Genomic DNA, 19368 nt, shown 5'->3' with positions numbered 1-19368 from the left:
GACCAAGCGCTTCTTGCAGTCGTTGAGGCACCGATCCACTTCGCCAGGAACAGTTCCTAGCGCGTACATCAAGCTCAACCTGCTTTTGGCCGAATCCACTTCGTTTCGCATCCCAGTCCCCTGTTCTTGCTTCTGCGTGGTTATTTTTTCAGTGCGCGAGGAATGCCTAGCTCCGCTCCCGCACTCGCTTGCCTTTCAGGAGACTGAGAGCCAGAGCTCTCCGTTCGCCCGCCCTATTCTCGTGCTGCTCTGGCGGCGCAAATCCTCCAACATGGACACCGTGCCAAATCCGCAAGCCATCTCCGCCTCGAAAAGCGAAGCTTCCATTGCTGGCGACTCCAACCACGCCGCCACCGAAATGCATCCACCAGCTGCTAACTGGATTCGGCAGGCTCAGCAGAGAGCCGTTCCAATCCACGTCTCCGCGTGTGGAAACGACTCCCAGGCCTGCCGCAGACGATGCTGCACTTATAAGTAACGCCCAACAAAAGCTATCAGTGCGCCTGTATCCGGCATCCAAACGAACGTAGTAAATATGCCGCTGTCGCCCCTCTGACCGCAGCACTGATCCCACTGGCAAGAGTTCGCGCGGAACTTTCTCTGGAATCCATTGGAAGGCGCCAGAGTCCCACTGCGACACCGAATCGCCGAATACCGGCGCCACTGCCTCGACTGCATCGGTTCTGGACGGCGACAAACCTGCAAGGACATCTGCCGCAGTCTCTCGCTGGGAGAGTCTTCGCAAATGCAGCATAGAAGTGATCGCAAGCGCCCTTTCTTCGCTTCCGAGATCAAGCTCGACGCAGCCGATTGACAGCGGCATCCCGACATCGGCAATTCGCAGGGTGCTGTCACCATCTGATGACCCATCAGCCAAAGCTGACCATTCCTGCTTGCTAAGCATCCCGCGAATTCTGGCAATGATCCGGTGTCCGCGCCGCACCCACGAGATCGTCCGCAAACCAGCTGCGACCGCTCCGTGAGGTGACAATGGACTCTCGATCGGCTGCAGCCAGCCGCCCGCAATTAGGACGCGGCGCAACCTCCAGATGTCGATCCCCGCCGCTTCCGCTGCCATGCGTAGGTGAGCCTTAAGTTCATCAAACTGCAGCGTTCCCCGAGTCTGGAATCGAAGGGACAACGCTTCTGAAAGCCAATCGAGTGCAGGGTGAATGACGTCCACACTTACGCGGTCGCAAGGCAAAGCATGGATGGTGCCGGGACCGAATAGTTGCTGCGGCCTGCCCAAGTGGGCAGGACCGCCGTCTTTGGTTGCTCGGGCCCCATGTGCAGGCGAGAATGATGCGGTCACTGATTCGCGCACGCCACAACGCCCGTCTATCAGCCATTCCGCCCGGCTTTCTGGGAAGTCAAGCGGCGCGCCCGGCGCCATATCGACAACCGGCACATCAAGGAAATGGCTCGCTTCCGCCCCTTCTGTTTGAAGCGATAAGCGGCACAGAGCTTGCCCCTCCACCCCCACGAGCTGGGATGGAGGGATGTAGAAGCCTTCGTCGCTTGCACAAAGCGCCCCAGCGACCAACTGCTCCCCGGAAGCGCTGAGTACGGTGTATGTTCCGGCGACCGCGCCTTCCAAGCGGACATACGGGTTGCTAGCTGGCGTCAAAAGAACGGCCTGACCATATCTCGCTGCTCCGGCAATCCGCGGTACAGGTGGCACCCAGCCTTGGACGAACAATTTGCGCGCGCCTGCAGGTACCTCAAGCGAAAGCCGCTCCACGAACGCCCTGCTAAGCCCCGCGAAGGACAGGAAGCACCAAAGCCCTCCGGTCTCCTCCGTACCGATCTGAATGCACGGCACCCCTGCATGGCTCGCCAGTAACTTGATGCGCTGCGCCGCGCTGGTACGCATAAGTACGCAGCAAGGCCCGCCATCGAAATAGCGGCCGTCAGAACTCATGCTGCCAAGAGAATCCAAAAAGAACGGCAAACACCCAGCCTTCAGTGCCCCCCCTAGCCTCGTTCTTGCAAACCCTTTGTCCGTTTCCATCAGCGCCTGCAAAGCGGAAATCGAAGTTTTCAAGTTGGACTCCGACCACGTGGCGACGTATGGCCCACGAGCGCGCGGTAGCCTAACTACTCGCCCCTTGCCAATAGCAAGCGCTGCTTGCTTATCAGTGAGGACGGAAATTGCTGGAAACTGGATATCCGTAATATCCACCTGCACGCATATGCGGCCGAACTGCGAGAGTTCCCTCTCCTCTTCTTCGCGGGTTATGTCCCTCACCGCGCCCCAGAACGGGCTGTCATAGGCCTCCTGCATGCGCTGTGCGGCAACAAGCGATCGAAATCCGCTGAGTTCGTCCTTGAAAGTTTGGCTAAACTTTCCGAGCCGCTCGTGCGCTGCACGGCTAACAGCCTGGAATGGATAGCGGCTGTCAACGGCGGAGTCGGCAAGCGCGGTGCGCAAATGGATCTCGTCCTTGTACGAGGGAAAGGCCAAGCGCTTCGCGTGACCAATGCGCGTTTCGTGCTGAGGGTCCGGCAGAACCAGCACAGCGCAGTCGCCTGATGATGCAGCCCGCCTCTTGCTCCATGAAGCGAACTGCGTCCACAGTGCCGGCAGATCGGCGAAGTGAAAGCTCTCCAATTCGTCGATACCGAGCAGCGCTGCAAACCGCGTCCTGAATCTGCCAACTTGAAACGTGTCGTCGTCTGCGCTTGCGGCAAGCAGCGATAGGTACAGCGCTGCAAAATTGGGTGGAATGCCATCACGCTTCGTTAGAACCTCTATCCGGGGCGACAGCGTGAACTGGTCCTTAATCGTTTGCGCGTCGCTCCCGAAAGCCCTGAGGAAGTTTCGCTTTGCGGCTGTGCGGTCCTGCCCCCCGGAAAGCTGCTCTAGTACGCGCCCGGTTGCGTCAATCCGGCTGAGAGTTGTGCCTGCCTGGTCTGGCCTGAGGAACAATGCGGCGACCAGAGCTGTGTTCCATTCGGAAAGCGAAACGGGTGGCATGTGGAGTCTACTGTTGCGCTACAGCTCTGTACTATGACGGCCGCTGCGGCTAACTACAGAGCTCCAACGCATGCGCCATGTCAGGCATTTTTTTTGTTAGCTTTGTTGTACTGATCGGCGTCGCATCAACCAGTCCCGCGCCAGTAAACAGGTGGGAAAAAATTGCCTTCGCCAACTTAGGCGGCACCGCGTTTCCTATTTGGGTAAATTTCGATGCGACGTCGCCTACAGGCAAGAATTTCGCACCGAAGGTTTGTATCCGCGCGCACTCCTGCCAAGACAACCGCCTTGCCTTGTCGAGCTTTTGGCGCTCAATATTGGCCTCCAGGTGCTCATACTGGCCGGAGAAGTCCCAGCGCTGCTTCCATCCATCCGCCAAGTTTGACCAAGTCAGCGTCATTACAGGACTGGCGGGGTGCAGCGTGATGTGGCGCCAGTTCGCAACGACAGTAAACGCTGGGTCATCCCACTTTGCCTTCCGGTTCCTTGACATGTAGTACCAAGAGAACCCGACATCGGGGTCATGCGGGCGCTCGTAAAACTCACCTTCTGGCCATAGCGGCAAGTCCTTGATAGCCTCGCCGTGAGATGCGTACGGCTTGAGTGGACCGGAAGCTTTGGTGCCTTTGCCATGGGTAGCCGCCGGGAATTCAAAGCTTTGGTTCAAATCCTTCCGCACACCTACGATGAACAAACGCTTGCGCGACTGCGGCACCCCGTAGTCTTTCGCATTGAGGACTTGGTAGCTGACGGTGTAGCCAGCCTTGCCGAATGCGTCGAGCTGTTCTTTCAAGAATGCTCCGTTGCTGAGCTGCTTGAGACCAGAAACGTTTTCAGCGACAAAGTACTTCGGGCGGACGATATTGACGACTCGAAGGAACTGCTTGTAAAGGTTGGTGCGTTCGTCTTTTTTCGGATCTCGAGATCCAGCCATCGAAAATGATTGGCACGGATAACCGCCCACTACAACATCTGCGTCTGGGAACGCCAGGATGCCGGCAATATCTTTATTACGTATATCAGCATCCGGAAAATACTTTGTCAGCGTTTTGCAGGCATCTGGCAGCAAATCATTTGCAAAAACGACGTGTCCGCCGGCCTCTTCAACTCCGAAATCCATGCCGCCACACCCCGAGAACAGGGACAGCACGCGGATCTTCTCATCATTCTTTTCAAAAATCTTTCTCACTGCTACTGCTTCTCTTGTTATGCGTCTTTGGCATCAGCACCCTGGGGAAGAAGCGGCCACTTGGATTTCATGTAGCTGTCGATCGCATCACGTACCACCCACGCCAATGAAACCTTATTTTCTTCAGCGATTTTTTCCATAAACTGGTATTGGCGCTCCGGAAAGCTGATGGAAGCGCGGACCGTGCGTTCTGGTCCGCCCGTTTCATTGCGTTTTGACTGAACCCGCATAACCATATCCCACAGATGATGAGGACTTTCACCATACTACACCAATGTGGTGAACACTTACAGCCGATCAGGTAACACAGTGGAAGTTTTTTGCCCAATATTTACTATGCCAACATGAATGCTTCGATTCGTTTTTCGGTCCGTTCCAAGTCGCGGATCTCGCATTCCCATAGCTCCAGCACCTTCCATCCGAGCTTAGCTAGGGCGCTTGCATTCCGGGTGTCGCGCGCACGGTTTCCGGCGATCTTGGGTGACCAGTAGCCCTGGTTCGACTTGGGTACAGGGCCAAGTTTGCAGCCGTGTCCGTGCCAGAAGCATCCATGAACCAATATGGCCTTTCGGTGCTTCGGGAGGACCACGTCTGGCTTGCCGGGAAGGTCTTTCCGGTGGAGCCGGAAGCGATAGCCCATGCGGTGCAGCATCGACCTCACCACGAGTTCCGGCGTGGTGTCACGGCTTCGAATACGGCTCATGAGCCGCGAGCGCTGATCGGGCGTTAGCGTGTCAATGGCAGCCTCCATGTGATTCGCCTCGGACTTTGAAGCCGCTTCACTTAATTGAATGAAAAAGAAATCGAAACAAATTCTCTCTGGGAGGTCTACGAGCGCACGAGCCACTTCACTTCGACAGCCTCAAACAGGCCAGGCAGATCCTGGCTCAGCATTATCCGTACAGTCACCAATTCCCAGCATTGCCATCTCTGCCTAGGAGTTGTACCCCAGCTGCAGCGTAATCGTAGGCCATTCCCTTTGCCGCTCCTGCATAACCTCCAAGGCCTTCCTGAGCGACTCATACTGCTCTCGCTTCCCCTGCCCCCGGCCGGCCAGCCAACTCGTGGCCACACCACCAAGAAGAGCAATCCACCAGGTCTGCGTGGCGACCAGGGCAGCCTTGCCCACCCCCGCAGAGACACCCGCCTTGGCTGAACGTTGGCCAAAGTGTTCGCCTTTCTCGCGCAGCGATGCGTCCTTCTTCATGAAGACCGACAAAGCAATCACGGCCAGGCCGATGCTGGAAGGCACCAGATCGCTCGCATCAAAGGCCGCATCGCTGTGGGCCGCTGTCGCTTCCACTTTGGCCTGTAGCGCTGCCTCGCTGATGCCGCTGTTGTGAACGTTTTCGGCCAGGCCAAGGGCCGTGAGCTGGGCATGCACCTCAGTGGTCGTCGTGACGTCAATATCGGGGTAACGCTGCAGGGCTTCCTGCACGTAGTGGGTCGACTCCGTGGCTTTGGCCTGCAGCAGCTCGCTGACCTGGCCGTGCTCGTCAAGCACCCGGATATCCCAGCCCGGCTGGGTTGCCGACTCTGCAATTTCCGCGTGGTAGCCATCGGGCAGACCACCACTGTTGAGGTGGTCCACCAGCTCCAGCTCGAAGAGCTTTCCCTTGACGCCAGACACCAGGCCCACCAGCTCGTCGCTGGACATGCGCTCCACAGCATCCGAGAAGGTCTCAGACTTGGCCAGATCCGGGTACGCCAGCGCGAAGGCCTGCTGCACGTGCTCTTGCACGCTGGCGGGGTCGCGAAGTGCCTGCGATAACGTGACACCTCCCACGACCAGCAGGTCCAGAAGTTCATCTTTGCGCCGGCGCTTCTGTGCCGATTCGATGGCCTGCATGCGCTGCGCTGATCGCTCCATCTCCCTCTGGCCGAGCGTGCGCAATTGCTCACGCATTGCTTCGATGCGAGAGGTCGGCAGCGCAAGCGAATCCACGGTGTTCGAAGCCATGCTGGCAGCGCCTCGCACCAGCCCACCGGCTGTGCCACCGACCGCTGGGGCAGACCTTTCTGCCAGTCGCCCGGTGGCAGCGACAGCTTTGCTACCCGCAGCGGCGGCACCAGCTGCCAAGCCAGCGGCGTTCGCCAGCGCCTTGGTGGCGAACCACCCCAGAGCGCCCGCAGCCTTGCGCGCTGTGCCAGCCGATCCCGATCCGGTGATGGCCTCGCGCACTCGTTCAGCGGCGCGGTTGGCATTGCCAAGCAGCGCCTGGCTCGCCTGTTGACTGGCTGATGCCAGAACTCCGCCCGCCTTATCGAGGCCTGACCCGACCGCAACTGTGGCTGCCTGGGCTCCGTCTGCGATCCGGCCATCGTTGCGGACCACAAAGTCAGTGGCCTGATAGATGCCGTTGGCAGTGACCTCCGCTCCGCGCTTGACCCCGTCGGTGGCTTTGCGCGTGCGGGAATTTGAACTGTCTGACATGTTCCATGCCCTCGGGGTTTGCTCCCACTCTGTCAGAGCATGCTGCGTGGGTCAACACAATCTGAACATGCTGTTCCGTTCAAGACGGATCGTTCAGTACAAAAATTTTTTGAAAAAATTTTGAACACTGCAATCGCACCCTCGTAAACGTCCGCGTGGACCCTCTCTCCCGGGTCGACACATCGACCACCCCACTTCGGTTTTCGCTTCGCGCACCCCATAAGGAGTCTCTTTGCCCCTGCGGCGAGGGACTCCTTTTTTCATTTCCGTCCCCTTGAATCCCCCGGCGGCCAAGCCGCCGGGTTGGCAAGCGCTGTGTGACCACTTTGCAGGCCCTTCCTACATCCGGGCCTGTGTCGTGCGTCTGCACTTGTCCTTTCAGCTTGTCGGCTGCCGGGGCATTTCATCAACGCTTCAAGGAGTACCTCATGTTCGAAACCGGTCTGGCCATCTTCCTCGGCCTGGTCTTCATCTTCATCAAGCTCAAGCGCCGCACCATGCTGCGGCTGCTGCGCCACGACATGGCCATTGATGTGGCCGTGACGCTGCTGACCCTGGCTATCCACTGGGGCACCTTCTCTGGCGTCATGGCAGCCACGTTCGCGGGGCTGCTGACCAGCGTGGGCACGTCCCTTGCCAAGAAGGCCTTCGGCTACATCGAAGGCCATCACTACCACCCTGGCTACGTCCGCCTGGACGTCTGACCATGGCCCGCCGTCGCCGTGCGCGCCACTTCTGGCGCTATCGCCAACCGAGCCTGTGGAACACCCTGCGGTTTCGCATCTCGCTGCTTCCCCTGTTCAACCCTTTGTCGAGGTTTCCCATGTCTTCACGTCGCAACACTGTCATTCGTACCGTCGCCGCGCTCTGCGGTGACATCGCCGTGGGCGTGGCCCTGGCCACCGCCTGTGCCTGGGTCATCGAGGCGGCTGCGCTCGGCCTGTTCCTCAGCTTTCTGCTGTGGCTGGTTGGCACTTTGCTGGCGCTGACGCTGAGCCAGTACCTGGTTCACCCTGCTGTGCAGTTGGCGCTGTCAGACCGCAAGCTCGATGGCGCCGTCAATGCCTTGTCAGGCCTGGCGGTTGTGGCCCGAGGTGCCACCGATCAGGTGGCTTCGGGGCTTACACGCTGCCTGTTTTCTGCCTTCACCGCGCTGCGTCCGCGCCAGGGCACTGCGTGATGTAACGCACCAGTTGCTTTCTGCCTTCAACCCCAGCCCCGTGTGGTCAACCACCGGGGCTTTTTCAATTCTGGAGTCCATCATGACCAAGCTCACCCGTTCCACGTCTGCCACCACCGTCGATCTCTATGCCGAGGTGACGAACCAGATCATTGCCGCGCTCGAAGCCGGCACAACGCCCTGGGCCTGCCCCTGGGACCTGGAGCATGGCAGCCTGATGCCAGCGAACCTGACCACCAGTCGTCGCTATCGGGGCATCAATGTCCTGCTGCTCAACCTGCGCCAGATCGCAGGTGGCTATCCCACCAACCGCTGGCTGACGTTTCAGCAAGCACACAGCCTGGGCGCCCATGTCCGCCGGGGTGAGTCCGGTACGCGCATCGTGTTCTTCAAGCTGCTCGAGCGTGACGATGTTGCGGGGGGTGCCCCTGATAGCCTCGCTGGTCGTCGCTTTCAGGCGGCCAACGATGAGCCGTCGCGCAAGGTCATTCCGCTGCTGCGCTCATTCACGGTGTTCAACGAAGCCCAGGTGGAGGGTTTACCTGCCCACCTGACTTGGCCGCAAGCGCCTCAACCCGAGGGTGACGCCTACGCGACGGCCGAGGCGCTACTGGCACGCTCGGGTGCCGTGATCCAGCATGGCGGCAGCCGGGCCTTCTACAGCCCCAGCCTGGACCTGATCCAGATGCCTCCGGTCGAGTTCTTTGTGAATTTCGATCGCTATTACGGCACGGCCCTGCACGAGCTGACGCACTGGACCGGGCATCCGAGCCGCTGCGCCCGGACCCTGGCGAACCGCCAGCACATCGAGGCCTATGCCTTCGAGGAGCTGGTGGCCGAGATGGGGTCCGCCTTCCTGTCCAGCCACTGCGGCCTGCAAGGGCAGCTGCACCATGCCAGCTACATCGCCTCCTGGCTGGAGGCGCTGCGCAACGACAAGCGTCTGGTGTTCAGCGCCGCGTCCCTGGCACAGAAGGCAGTGGATTTTCTGGTCCCGGAGCTGGGCAACGTTCAGACCACCGAAGGCATGGAGGTGACAGCATGAGCACGCCCATCACCATGCCGACGACCGGGCCCGCCCTCTACACCCGGGCTCAGGTGGTTCAGCAAGCCCTGGAGCTTCTGGAGTGCGAGGCCCGCGAAGCCGATGCCCTGGCGTCCCCCGATGCGGTGCGCGACTATCTGCGCCTTCTGCTGGCTGACCGGCCGCACGAGGTGTTTGCCGTCGTGTTCCTGGATGCGCAGAACCGGGTCATCGTGACTCTGGAGATGTTCCGGGGCACGCTGACCCAGACCTCGGTCTACCCCCGTGAGGTGTTGGTCGAGGCCCTGGCGCGCAACGCCGCCAGCGTGATCCTGTGCCACAACCACCCCAGTGGCGTAGCCGAGCCATCGCGTGCCGACCAGGCGCTGACGCAGACCCTGAAGTCTGCGCTGGCGCTGGTGGACGTGCGCGTGCTGGACCACTTCATCGTCACGCGGGGCGGCATCGTCAGCTTCGCGGATCGTGGGCTGCTTTAGCGACTGCCAGGCCCGTCCTTTCATCCATCCTTCCCATCCCGTCCAAGCCCGGTTGAGCCTCTGCTCACCGGGCTTTTCTGTTTCTCAACCCTGGAGTTTCACCATGTCCAACATCAACGATTCCGACAACTACTTCGCACGCCTGAACGCGATCAACGTCAATGAGCATGTCGAGAAGAAAGGCGGGTTCAGTTACCTGAGTTGGCCCTATGCCGTAGCCCAGTTGCGCCTGGCCGATGCCAGTGCCACCTGGGAGGTGCGCCGGTTCGATGGCCTGCCCTACCTGGTCACCGAGGCGGGTGTGTTCGTCGAGGTGGCCGTCACGGTCCATGGCGTGACGCTGAGCCAGATCCACCCGGTGCTCGATGGCCGTAACCGTCCGCTGCTGGCGCCTTCGGCCTTTGACATCAACACCAGCCTGCAGCGCTGCCTGGTCAAGGCGATTGCATTGCACGGTCTGGGGCTCTATATCTACGCCGGTGAAGACCTCCCGCAACCTGTGACGTCGGATGCCGCCAACGATCCGGTGCACCAACCGCCTGAGCGCCCCAGCCTGGCCAGCAACCGAGCGCCGGTGCGGCGCAACGATGGCCGCGAGCGCATCAACAAGACCCAGCAGGCCCAGATCCACAAGCTGGCCATCGAGGTCGGCGTGTCACTCGATCGGGTGCTGTCGTACTTCGGCGTGGCCGAACTCGGGGACATCCCGGCCAATGACTTTCTGCGGGTCATCCGCAGCCTGGAGAAGCGCCGGCAAGCGGCTTGAGCGCCCTGCTCTACAGCGTCTGCACCGATGCTGGCGCCAATCTTTCTCAACCCCATCCAGGCCCTGTCGGCATCAACGGCAGGGCCTTTTTTTGTTTCACGACAAGGAGATTCACATGAACACGACCGTCCACCAGACCCTGGCCCCACAGGCCACCATCATCCATCTCGCCCAGGGCAGCCCCGAGTGGCATGCCTACCGGCAGTCCCGGCGCAATGCCTCGGAGTCGGCAGCAGTCCTGGGGCTGAGCCCCTGGATGACGCCCTACCAGCTGTGGATGGTCAAGACCGGGCGTACGGAGACTAGGGTCACCCATGCCATGCAACGCGGCACTGACCTGGAACCGCTGGCGCGTGCAGCCTACGAGAACCAGACCGGGCTGGTCATGCAGCCGCTGGTGCTGGAGGCCGAGGGCTACAGCGCGAGCCTGGACGGCATGACGCTCGAAGGCGATCTGGTGCTGGAGATCAAGTGCCCGCTGCGCGGCACGCGCTCAGATCTCTGGCAGGACGTTCAGTCCGGGCAGGTGCCTGCGTATTACGGCATCCAGGTGCAGCACCAGCTCATGGTGTCTGGCGCCGATCTGGCCCACTTGTGGGTGTTTGATGGCAGCAAGGGCATCCTGCATGCGATTGAGCGCGATGCTGCCGCCATGGAGCGCATCCGCGCAGGCTGGGATGGCTTCCAGCAATACCTGGACGCCGACACTCCGCCGCCGCTATCCGATGGCGACACCGTGCAGCGCAGCGACGATGCCTGGGCGCGGGCTGCCAGCGTGTTTGCACAGGCCAAGCGCCAGGCCGACAGCGCGGCCGAGACGCTGGATGCTGCCAGGCTGGCCCTCGTGGCGCTGGCGCAGCATCCACGCGAGCAAGGTGCTGGCGTGTCCGTGACGCGCTTCTGGAAAGCTGGGAACGTGGACTACAAGAAGGTGCCGCAACTCAAGGGCGTGGATCTTGATGCATACCGAGGCAAGCCAAGGGAGGAGCTGCGGGTAACTGTCGCCTAAAAACCGATCTCCACCAGTGTCCCGTGGGACACTGGTGGGACACTAACCAGCGAAAAACCACCACAATCCACCATCAATCGCAAAAAATAGGCTGGTAAAAACAGGAGCAAAATTCCTATACAATCCCGGCTTCAACGCTTGTTGAACAGCATATTCCTCGATAGCTCAGTCGGTAGAGCGCCGGACTGTTAATCCGTAGGTCCCTGGTTCGAGCCCAGGTCGAGGAGCCAATATTGGCAGCCAAAGGCTACCCTTCTGGGTGGCCTTTTTGCTTTGGAGTACCGCACTCGCAAAAGGCGGTACGGACCGCGCGCGGTATCTCCACCCCTCTTGCGCAGCTGAACCCCCTTGTATTTTTGAGGCACATTACCCTTCCTTGACCCCAATGCCTGCCATGAACACACTGGATCAACTGCGCTCCGACAACCTCCGGGGTGCGCGCCACATCCAACTGGCCTGCGGTTTGACGGCATTTCCACAGGAGCTCTTTGATCTGGCAGACACGCTGGAAATTCTGGATTTGTCCGGCAATGCCTTGACGTCTTTGCCGAACGATCTGATGCGATTGAACAAGCTGCGCGTCCTGTTCTGCTCGAACAACCAGTTCGCCGAATTGCCCGAGGTATTGGGTCAATGCCCCCAGTTGAGCATGGTGGGCTTCAAGACCAATCAAATCCGCACGCTGCCTGCGAAGGCGTTTCCCCCCCAGCTGCGCTGGCTGATCCTGACGGATAACCGCATCGAGGAATTACCTGCAGAGCTCGGTCACCGCACCCAGCTGCAGAAGTTGATGCTTTCCGGGAATCAGTTGACAACCCTGCCCACCGAGCTGGCGCGCTGCACTCGCCTGGAGCTGCTGCGCATTGCTGCGAACCAGCTGCACGAACTACCCGCGTGGCTGATGGCCATGCCCCGGCTGTCGTGGCTGGCGTATGCCGGCAATCCGTTTTGCGCCACCCTGGAGGGTGCTGCGCAGGTTGCCACGCACATCCCCCCAATGCCCTGGAATCAATTGCAAATCCAGCACCCACTGGGAGAAGGCGCTTCGGGCGTCATTCATCGGGCCGAGCACTTTGATAGTGGACAAATGCGACAAGTCGCCGTGAAGCTGTTCAAAGGCGATGTCACCAGCGACGGCCTGCCCCGATCCGAAATGAACGCTTGCATTGCAGCGGGAACGCACCCTTGCCTGATCCCTGTGCTGGGACAAATTGCGCACCATCCAACCGGCGCCAATGGTCTGGTGATGTCACTGATCGGCGCCAGGTTTCGCAATCTGGCGGGCCCACCCGACCTGGAGTCCTGCACGCGGGACGTGTATGCACCGCAAGTGCGCTTCGACATGGCAGCCATCGCTCGCATCGCATTCGACATTGCCTCTGCGGCACGCCATCTTCACCAGCGGGGCATCCTGCACGGTGATCTCTACGCCCACAACATTCTGTACGACGATCAAGGCCACGCACTGCTGGGTGATTTTGGGGCCGCTTCTTTTTATTCACCCACCACCGAGCCGCTTGCCAAGGGACTGCAACAACTCGAAGTGCGCGCGTTTGGCTGTCTTCTGGAAGAGTTGATTGAACGATACGACGGTTCAACCGGATCATCGGAGGAACTGTCAACACTCACCCAATGGAAAGTCCGCTGCCTTTCAAGCACTCCAGAATGCAGACCCTTGCTGGAAGAGATAGAACAAGGGCTCGGTGAACTTGTGGGTTCATGCACCAACCAGCGGCCCACGCCAGCTGCAACGGATTTGGCCATTTGGATGCCGCCCGATTGAGCACGGTGCTGGCGGCGAGAATGCATGTGCGCCCATCACACATGGCTGGTCTTTGCCACACAATCGAACGCTGTCCTGAAGCCTCGCAACATGCCCCCTCAACTGCCCTGGCTGGAACCAGAGGACCCTTTGCCCGATCCCTGCGCCGCCTGGGGAAAGACCAGCCCCGCCCCGGGCCTGCTGGCAGCAGGAGGAGCCCTTGATGTGGCCCATTTGCACGCGGCCTACGCTCAGGGCACCTTTCCCTGGTTCGGCATAGGCCAGCCCATTCTCTGGTGGGCGCCCGACCCCCGCATGGTTCTGAAAGTGGCCGATTTCCGGCTGCATCGGTCCTTGCGAAAAACCCTGCAGAGATTTCGCGCCAGCGCAGCCTGTGAAATCCGCATCGACTCGGCCTTTGGCCAGGTCATCCGGGCATGTTCCAGCACCCCGCGGGACGGTCAGAACGGCACCTGGATCGTCCCCGAGATGGTGGTTGCCTATGAAGCGCTGCATGCCCATGGAACGGCCCACAGCGTCGAGACGTGGGTGGATGGAAAGTTGGCAGGGGGTCTATATTGTGTGGCGATCGGCGGTGCCATCTTTGGCGAATCCATGTTTGCCCGCACTACCGATGCCTCCAAGATCGCACTGGCTGCACTGGTTTGCATGTGTCTTCGCAACGGCGTTGAACTGATTGACTGCCAACAAAACACCGCGCATCTGGCATCACTCGGCGCACGTGAAATGCCACGCGCTGAATTCATGCAACACGTTCAGAAACAGACCACCCAACCCCCGATTGCATGGAACTTTGAGCCCGTATACTGGAACGCGCTGTTGTAATCAGCGGTACCCACGGCATGACGCAACTCAACGACCTACCGCCGCAAACGCTGCAGTTTTACGCAACGGCACCCTACCAGTGCAGTTATCTGCCCGAACGGCAGGCGCGATCCCAAGTCGCCACCCCCAGCCATCTGATTCAAGGCGATGTCTATTCGAACTTGGTGGCCCAGGGGTTCCGGCGCAGCGGCATGTTCACTTACCGCCCTTATTGCGACGGCTGCCAGGCGTGCGTACCCCTGCGCATCAAGGTCCACGATTTCAAGCCCGATCGCAGCCAGCGCAGAGCTGCTGCACGCCACGGGCACCTGCAGGCACGGGTGCTGAGGCTGTGTTTCGTTCCTGAGCACTACCACCTGTATCGGCAGTATCAGAATGCCCGCCATCCCGGAGGGGGCATGGACCACGACAGCATTGACCAATACACGCAGTTTCTGCTGCAAAGCCAGGTGAACACCCGCCTCGTGGAGTTTCGCGAAGTCGATGCATCGGGCGAAGTGGGCCAGCTGAAGATGGTGTCCATCCTCGATATGCTGGACGACGGTCTCTCGGCCGTGTACACCTTTTATGCGCCGGACCCACATTGCAGCTATGGCACCTACAACGTGATGTGGCAGATTGCGCAGGCTCGCTCCCTGGGTTTGCCCCATGTGTACCTGGGCTACTGGATCCAGCAGAGCGCCAAGATGAACTACAAAGCCCGGTTCATTCCCCACGAGATTCTGGAAGCAGACCAGTGGATCCGCCCCACAGATCGGCATGCAGGTGGTGCTCCACGGTCTACTTCAAATTTCACAAGATAAAATCGCAAACCCTCCCCACATTCCACCCCATGAAGAAAAAAGATCCAGGCATCCCCGTGAAACCCAGCGTTCAGGTGCTGGAACGCATGTTCACGCTGATGGATGTACTGGCATCACGCGAAGAAGCCATTTCGCTCAAGGAAATCAGCGAAAAAACGGGCCTGCATCCCTCGACGGCCCATCGCATCCTGAACGACCTGACGATCGGCCGGTTCGTTGACCGGCCCGAATCAGGCAGTTACCGGCTGGGCATGAGACTGCTGGAGCTGGGCAATCTCGTCAAGGCACGCCTGAGCGTGCGCGACGCGGCACTTGGCCCGATGCGCCATCTGCACAAGCTCATTCAGCAGCCGGTGAATCTGAGCATGCGCCAGGGCGATGAAATTGTCTATGTCGAGCGCGCCTATAGCGAGCGATCTGGCATGCAGGTGGTGCGCGCCATCGGCGGGCGGGCTCCTCTGCACCTCACATCCACTGGCAAGCTGTTTCTGGCACTCGACGATCCGCAACGCGTGCGCGCATATGCCACGCGCACCGGACTGGCCGGACACACACGCAACAGCATCACCCAGCTTCAGGCACTGGAACGTGAGCTGGCCAAGGCACGCCAGTACGGCATCGCCCGTGACAATGAAGAGCTGGAGCTTGGTGTGCGCTGCATGGCGGCAGGCGTCTTTGACGATCAGGGCAAGCTGGTGGCGGGCCTGTCCATATCGGCCCCGGCCGATCGCCTTGATGAAGGCTGGCTGCCCAAGCTTCAGGCCACCGCCCACGAAATCTCCCTGGCTCTGGGCTACCTCTCCACCCAAGACACAACCCGCGCGAACCCCGAATCCTGAACCAGGATCGGAAAGTTTGCGCAATACGGGAGCAGGTCAGCCCGCACGGGCGGCCTGCAGTTTGGCACCCAGCGCCGGCAAGGACTCCACCCAATGGCGCACACGCTGGGCATCTCCGAGCCGGCTGAACTTGCCTGCCGAGTCGAGAAAAACCATGATGAGCTTGCGCCCTGCAATGTGGGTCTGCATCACCAGGCACCGGCCCGCTTCCGAGATATACCCGGTCTTCTGCAACCCGATCGTCCATTCCGGATTCTTCACCAGTCCATTGGTATTGTTGTACTGCAGTGTCTTTTGCCCCACTGCGACCTCGTAACCGGGAGAGGTGGAAAACTCCCGCATGACCGGATCCCCGTGGGCCACGTTCACCAGTCGGGCCAGATCGCGGGCACTCGACTGGTTGCGGCTAGACAGTCCGGTGGGTTCGACATATTTCGTGTCGGTCATGCCAATCGAGCGCGCCTTGCTGTTCATCAGTGCCACAAAAACATCGAGTCCGCCAGGGTAGGTGCGCCCCAGTGCGTGCGCGGCGCGGTTTTCACTGGACATCAGCGCCAGATGCAGCATCTCGCCACGGGTCAAGGTGGTGCCTACGCTCAGGCGCGAACGACTCCCTTTTTCCGTATCCACATCATCCTGGGTAATGGTCAGGGGTTCGTCCATGGGCAAACCGGCCTGGGTGATGATAAGACCCGTCATCAACTTGGTCAGCGATGCGATGGGGAGCACCGCATGGTCGTTCTTGCTGACCAGAACCTCGTTCGTGTCCTGATCAATCACGAATGCCACACTGGACTTGAGATCGAGGGGATCGGCAACTTGGTGAAGTCCAGCCATCTGACCAAAAGTCGGCTTGGCCGGTTCATAGACAACCCGCGCAGGGGCCTTTGCGGTGCGCGCCGTGGCACGCACCGCCTTGCCCGCGCTGGCAGACTTGCGCGGCACCGCGGCACGCTTGGCGCTGACGGACTGGGCTTGGTGCTTCTTGGCGACCGGTTTCTTCCGTTCGCTCGCCTGGGCGGAGGGAGAAAGCAGCGCAACGCTGACAACAAACAGGCCAAAAATTTGAAAGAGACGATTCACTGCGGTGGGGCGGCGATGGTGCATCAGAATGCTCCAAACGGTAATAAGTGTGGGCAGTGTACAGAATTGAAAAAAGTCGCGCAAGATCAATACGTTGCACGACTTTTCAATAAAGTGAGTGAATTACAGATTCACATCTCAACCCTGCGCCGCAACACGGTCGGATTTACTTTGCAATTTGTTCAACGCACTCAGATAGGCTTTGGCTGACGCAACCACGATATCGGGATCCGCCCCCACGCCGTTCACCACCCGACCGCTGTTTTGCAAGCGCACCGTGACCTCCCCCTGGCTCTCGGTCGAACCGCTGATGGCATTCACCGAATACAGAACCATTTCAGCACCACTCTGGACATGCGACTCGATGGCCTTCAGCGACGCATCCACGGGGCCGTTACCGTCGGATTGCCCGCGTACCTCCTTGCCATCCACCGTGAACACAATCGAAGCCTGCGGCCGCTCGCCGGTCTCGCTGTGCTGCGCGAGCGAAACAAACCCAAATTGCTCCTTCTCGCTGGTCACGCTTTCATCACTCACCAGCGCCAGGATATCTTCGTCAAAGATCTCGCTCTTGCGGTCGGCCAGCTCCTTGAACTTGGCGAAGGCGTTGTTGACGTCGGTTTCGCTTTCGAGCTGCACACCCAATTCCTGCAAGCGCTGCTTGAAGGCATTGCGTCCACTCAACTTGCCCAGAACGATCTTGTTGGCGCTCCAGCCCACATCTTCCGCCCGCATGATTTCATAGGTGTCACGGGCCTTCAGAACACCGTCCTGGTGGATACCGCTGGCGTGGGCAAAGGCATTGGCCCCCACCACGGCCTTGTTGGGCTGCACCACAAAGCCCGTGGTCTGGCTCACCATGCGACTGGCCGCCACGATGTGCTTGGTGTCGATTCCCACGTCCAGCCCGTAGTAGTCGCGGCGCGTCTTGACTGCCATGACCACTTCTTCGAGCGAGCAGTTGCCTGCGCGCTCGCCCAGACCATTGATAGTGCACTCCACCTGTCGTGCGCCGCCGATCTTCACTCCAGCCAGCGAATTGGCCACCGCCATGCCCAAATCATTGTGGCAGTGCACCGACCAGATGGCCTTGTCGCTGTTGGGCACCCGTTCACGCAGGCTCTTGATGAAGTTGCCGTACAGCTCGGGCACGGCATAGCCCACGGTGTCAGGCACATTGATCGTGGTGGCACCTTCGGCAATGACGGCTTCGATCACGCGGCACAGGAAATCCGGGTCGCTGCGATAACCATCCTCGGGACTGAACTCGATATCCCCCACCAGGTTGCGGGCAAAGCGCACCGACTGCTTGGCCTGCTCCAGCACCTGCTCGGGTGTCATGCGCAGCTTTTTCTCCATGTGCAGCGCAGACGTCGCGATAAAGGTGTGGATACGTGCACTGGCCGCGCCCTGCAGGGCCTCGGCGGCGCGCGCGATGTCGCGATCATTCGCGCGCGACAGCGAGCAGATGGTCGAATCCTTGATCGCGTTGGCTATCGCCTGCACCGCCTCGAAGTCCCCGTTGGAACTGGCTGCGAAACCGGCTTCGATCACGTCCACCTTCAGGCGTTCGAGTTGGCGGGCAATGCGCAGCTTCTCGTCCTTGGTCATCGAGGCGCCGGGCGATTGCTCGCCATCGCGCAAGGTGGTGTCAAAAATAATGAGTTTGTCAGCCATTTGGTCTCTCCTGGTACTGGTGGGGTTGCCCGCAACGTCGAAATTCTGGCGCCCAAAACAAAAGGCCCGTTGCGGGTGCATACGGGCCTTTGTGGAAAAAGTGTGCGCGTGCGCCTACCGTCTCCGCCCGTGGGGAGGTAGCAGTAGGGCCAGTGCAAACGTGTTCATGCGGATCAATGTAGCACAGTTTTCTGCATCCCGCTGCCATCACTTGTGCAGCCCCCTCTCATCGGGCTCATCGGTCGATATGCTGATCACACTGCTGTGCTGACCCTTGGCTTTGCGCCACGCATACACGGCATAGCCACTCAAGCCATACAACACGAACACGCCAAACAGGACAATAGGCGGATGGATGTTGATAACGGCAATGCCCAGGGCAATCAGCACGATGACGGCGAAAGGCACGCTCTTTTTCATCTGCACGTCCTTGAAGCTGTAGAACGGCACATTGGTCACCATGGTGAGGCCCGCATACAGCGTGAAGGCAAACATGACCCAGCTCACCTGTGACCATGTAAGCCACGAATCCTGGTCGCGGTGCACCCCCAGCTCGGTCAGCAACCAGATGAAGCCCGCCACCAGCGCCGCGGCGGCGGGCGATGGCAACCCCTGGAAATAACGCTTGTCCACCACGCTGGTGTTGACGTTGAAGCGCGCCAGGCGCAGCGCAGCGCAGGCGCAATAGACGAACGCGGCAATCCAGCCCCAGCGGCCCAGCTCCCGGAGCGACCACTCGTAAGCAATCAGGGCAGGCGCCGCGCCAAACGACACCATGTCGGACAGCGAATCCATCTGTTCGCCGAAAGCGCTCTGGGTGTTGGTCATGCGGGCCACACGGCCGTCCAGGCTGTCCAGCACCATGGCGCAGAACACCCCCACGGCCGCCATGTCGAAACGCCCGTTCATGGCCATCACGATGGAATAGAAACCACCGAACAATGCCGCCAGTGTGAACAGATTGGGCAGAATGTAAATGCCCTTGCGCCGCTTGCGCACCATCACACCGGTATTCTCGGTGGATTCATTGCCATCATGCATCAAATAGACCTCCAGCCCTTGCCTACCAGGCACAAGAAGCTCTCAAATTTATAGCGTTTGATTTTCACCCGCTGCGCTGGCAGAACGCCGCACGGGTGCCGGGCGAAGGCAGCAGTGTAGCGCCAGCCAACACCGTGTCCGCCCACAAAAAAGGCCACCGAAGTGCAATGCCAGTCAGTTAAGACGGCAGCTTGCCCCGGGCAGGTAAAAAGGGAGCATGTTCTTCATGCTCCCTTTTTCG

Annotated in this window: 18 protein-coding genes and 1 tRNA gene; 11 read left to right on the top strand and 8 right to left on the bottom strand. The window is 60.0% G+C overall.

Annotated elements, in window-relative coordinates; genetic code table 11:
• Positions 1 to 166: 166 nt before the first annotated feature.
• From AC1Q5S_RS18085 to AC1Q5S_RS18065, 5 genes are all read right to left on the bottom strand, one after another.
• A complete protein-coding gene (locus tag AC1Q5S_RS18085) occupies positions 167 to 2977 on the bottom strand; it encodes a hypothetical protein (protein ID WP_492239155.1) in 2811 nt (936 codons plus the stop codon).
• A 49-nt stretch (positions 2978 to 3026) separates the two neighbouring features.
• On the bottom strand, positions 3027 to 4166 hold the full coding sequence (locus AC1Q5S_RS18080) for a DNA cytosine methyltransferase (protein WP_492239154.1): 1140 nt from the start codon (positions 4164 to 4166) through the stop codon (positions 3027 to 3029).
• A gap of 17 nt (positions 4167 to 4183) precedes the next feature.
• On the bottom strand, positions 4184 to 4396 hold the full coding sequence (locus AC1Q5S_RS18075; RefSeq protein WP_492239153.1) for a hypothetical protein: 213 nt from the start codon (positions 4394 to 4396) through the stop codon (positions 4184 to 4186).
• Between the two features lie 104 nt (positions 4397 to 4500).
• Positions 4501 to 4917, bottom strand: a complete 417-nt coding sequence (locus tag AC1Q5S_RS18070; protein WP_492239152.1) for a very short patch repair endonuclease — start codon at positions 4915 to 4917, stop codon at positions 4501 to 4503.
• A gap of 183 nt (positions 4918 to 5100) precedes the next feature.
• A complete protein-coding gene (locus tag AC1Q5S_RS18065) occupies positions 5101 to 6126 on the bottom strand; it encodes a hypothetical protein (RefSeq protein ID WP_492239151.1) in 1026 nt (341 codons plus the stop codon).
• Between the two features lie 902 nt (positions 6127 to 7028).
• Between AC1Q5S_RS18065 and AC1Q5S_RS18060 the strand changes: the two genes are divergently transcribed.
• From AC1Q5S_RS18060 to AC1Q5S_RS18010, 11 genes are all read left to right on the top strand, one after another.
• Entirely contained in the window at positions 7029 to 7304 is a 276-nt protein-coding gene (locus tag AC1Q5S_RS18060) for a hypothetical protein (RefSeq protein ID WP_492239150.1), read from the top strand.
• A gap of 2 nt (positions 7305 to 7306) precedes the next feature.
• A complete protein-coding gene (locus tag AC1Q5S_RS18055; RefSeq protein WP_492239149.1) occupies positions 7307 to 7780 on the top strand; it encodes a hypothetical protein in 474 nt (157 codons plus the stop codon).
• A gap of 82 nt (positions 7781 to 7862) precedes the next feature.
• Positions 7863 to 8825, top strand: a complete 963-nt coding sequence (locus AC1Q5S_RS18050; RefSeq protein WP_492239148.1) for an ArdC family protein — start codon at positions 7863 to 7865, stop codon at positions 8823 to 8825.
• Positions 8822 to 9301, top strand: coding sequence for a RadC family protein (gene radC, locus AC1Q5S_RS18045; RefSeq protein WP_492239147.1), 480 nt, complete (start codon positions 8822 to 8824; stop codon positions 9299 to 9301). The genes AC1Q5S_RS18050 and radC overlap by 4 nt, the downstream gene beginning before the upstream one ends.
• A gap of 103 nt (positions 9302 to 9404) precedes the next feature.
• Positions 9405 to 10067, top strand: coding sequence for a Sak single strand annealing protein (locus tag AC1Q5S_RS18040; RefSeq protein WP_492239146.1), 663 nt, complete (start codon positions 9405 to 9407; stop codon positions 10065 to 10067).
• Positions 10068 to 10182: 115 nt separating this feature from the next.
• Entirely contained in the window at positions 10183 to 11076 is an 894-nt protein-coding gene (locus AC1Q5S_RS18035; RefSeq protein WP_492239145.1) for a lambda-exonuclease family protein, read from the top strand.
• A gap of 154 nt (positions 11077 to 11230) precedes the next feature.
• Positions 11231 to 11306, top strand: a tRNA-Asn gene (locus AC1Q5S_RS18030).
• Positions 11307 to 11470: 164 nt separating this feature from the next.
• Complete coding sequence (locus tag AC1Q5S_RS18025) at positions 11471 to 12859, top strand: protein kinase (protein WP_492239144.1); 1389 nt, start codon at positions 11471 to 11473, stop codon at positions 12857 to 12859.
• Between the two features lie 90 nt (positions 12860 to 12949).
• Positions 12950 to 13684, top strand: a complete 735-nt coding sequence (gene aat, locus AC1Q5S_RS18020; protein ID WP_303836359.1) for a leucyl/phenylalanyl-tRNA--protein transferase — start codon at positions 12950 to 12952, stop codon at positions 13682 to 13684.
• 17 nt (positions 13685 to 13701) lie between these two features.
• Positions 13702 to 14487 carry an arginyltransferase gene (locus tag AC1Q5S_RS18015; protein ID WP_303836360.1) on the top strand — a complete coding sequence of 262 codons (786 nt, stop codon included), beginning with the start codon at positions 13702 to 13704 and terminating at the stop codon, positions 14485 to 14487.
• Between the two features lie 29 nt (positions 14488 to 14516).
• The gene (locus tag AC1Q5S_RS18010; protein ID WP_303836395.1) at positions 14517 to 15326 is read left to right on the top strand and encodes an IclR family transcriptional regulator; all 810 of its coding nucleotides are present in this window, start codon (positions 14517 to 14519) and stop codon (positions 15324 to 15326) included.
• Positions 15327 to 15362: 36 nt separating this feature from the next.
• Here AC1Q5S_RS18010 and AC1Q5S_RS18005 read toward each other — a convergent pair whose 3' ends face one another.
• From AC1Q5S_RS18005 to pssA, 3 genes are all read right to left on the bottom strand, one after another.
• Positions 15363 to 16433 carry a serine hydrolase gene (locus AC1Q5S_RS18005; protein ID WP_492239143.1) on the bottom strand — a complete coding sequence of 357 codons (1071 nt, stop codon included), beginning with the start codon at positions 16431 to 16433 and terminating at the stop codon, positions 15363 to 15365.
• 114 nt (positions 16434 to 16547) lie between these two features.
• A complete protein-coding gene (locus AC1Q5S_RS18000) occupies positions 16548 to 18086 on the bottom strand; it encodes a 2-isopropylmalate synthase (RefSeq protein WP_303836363.1) in 1539 nt (512 codons plus the stop codon).
• 207 nt (positions 18087 to 18293) lie between these two features.
• Positions 18294 to 19127 (bottom strand): CDP-diacylglycerol--serine O-phosphatidyltransferase, encoded by an 834-nt coding sequence (gene pssA / locus AC1Q5S_RS17995; protein WP_303836365.1) that lies wholly within the window; start codon positions 19125 to 19127, stop codon positions 18294 to 18296.
• Positions 19128 to 19368: the final 241 nt, after the last annotated feature.

The organism is Acidovorax sp. GW835-FHT14B10 (assembly GCF_058793725.1).
Note: the sequence above shows the minus strand (reverse complement) of the source record. Positions and strands in the feature narration are given on the sequence as shown.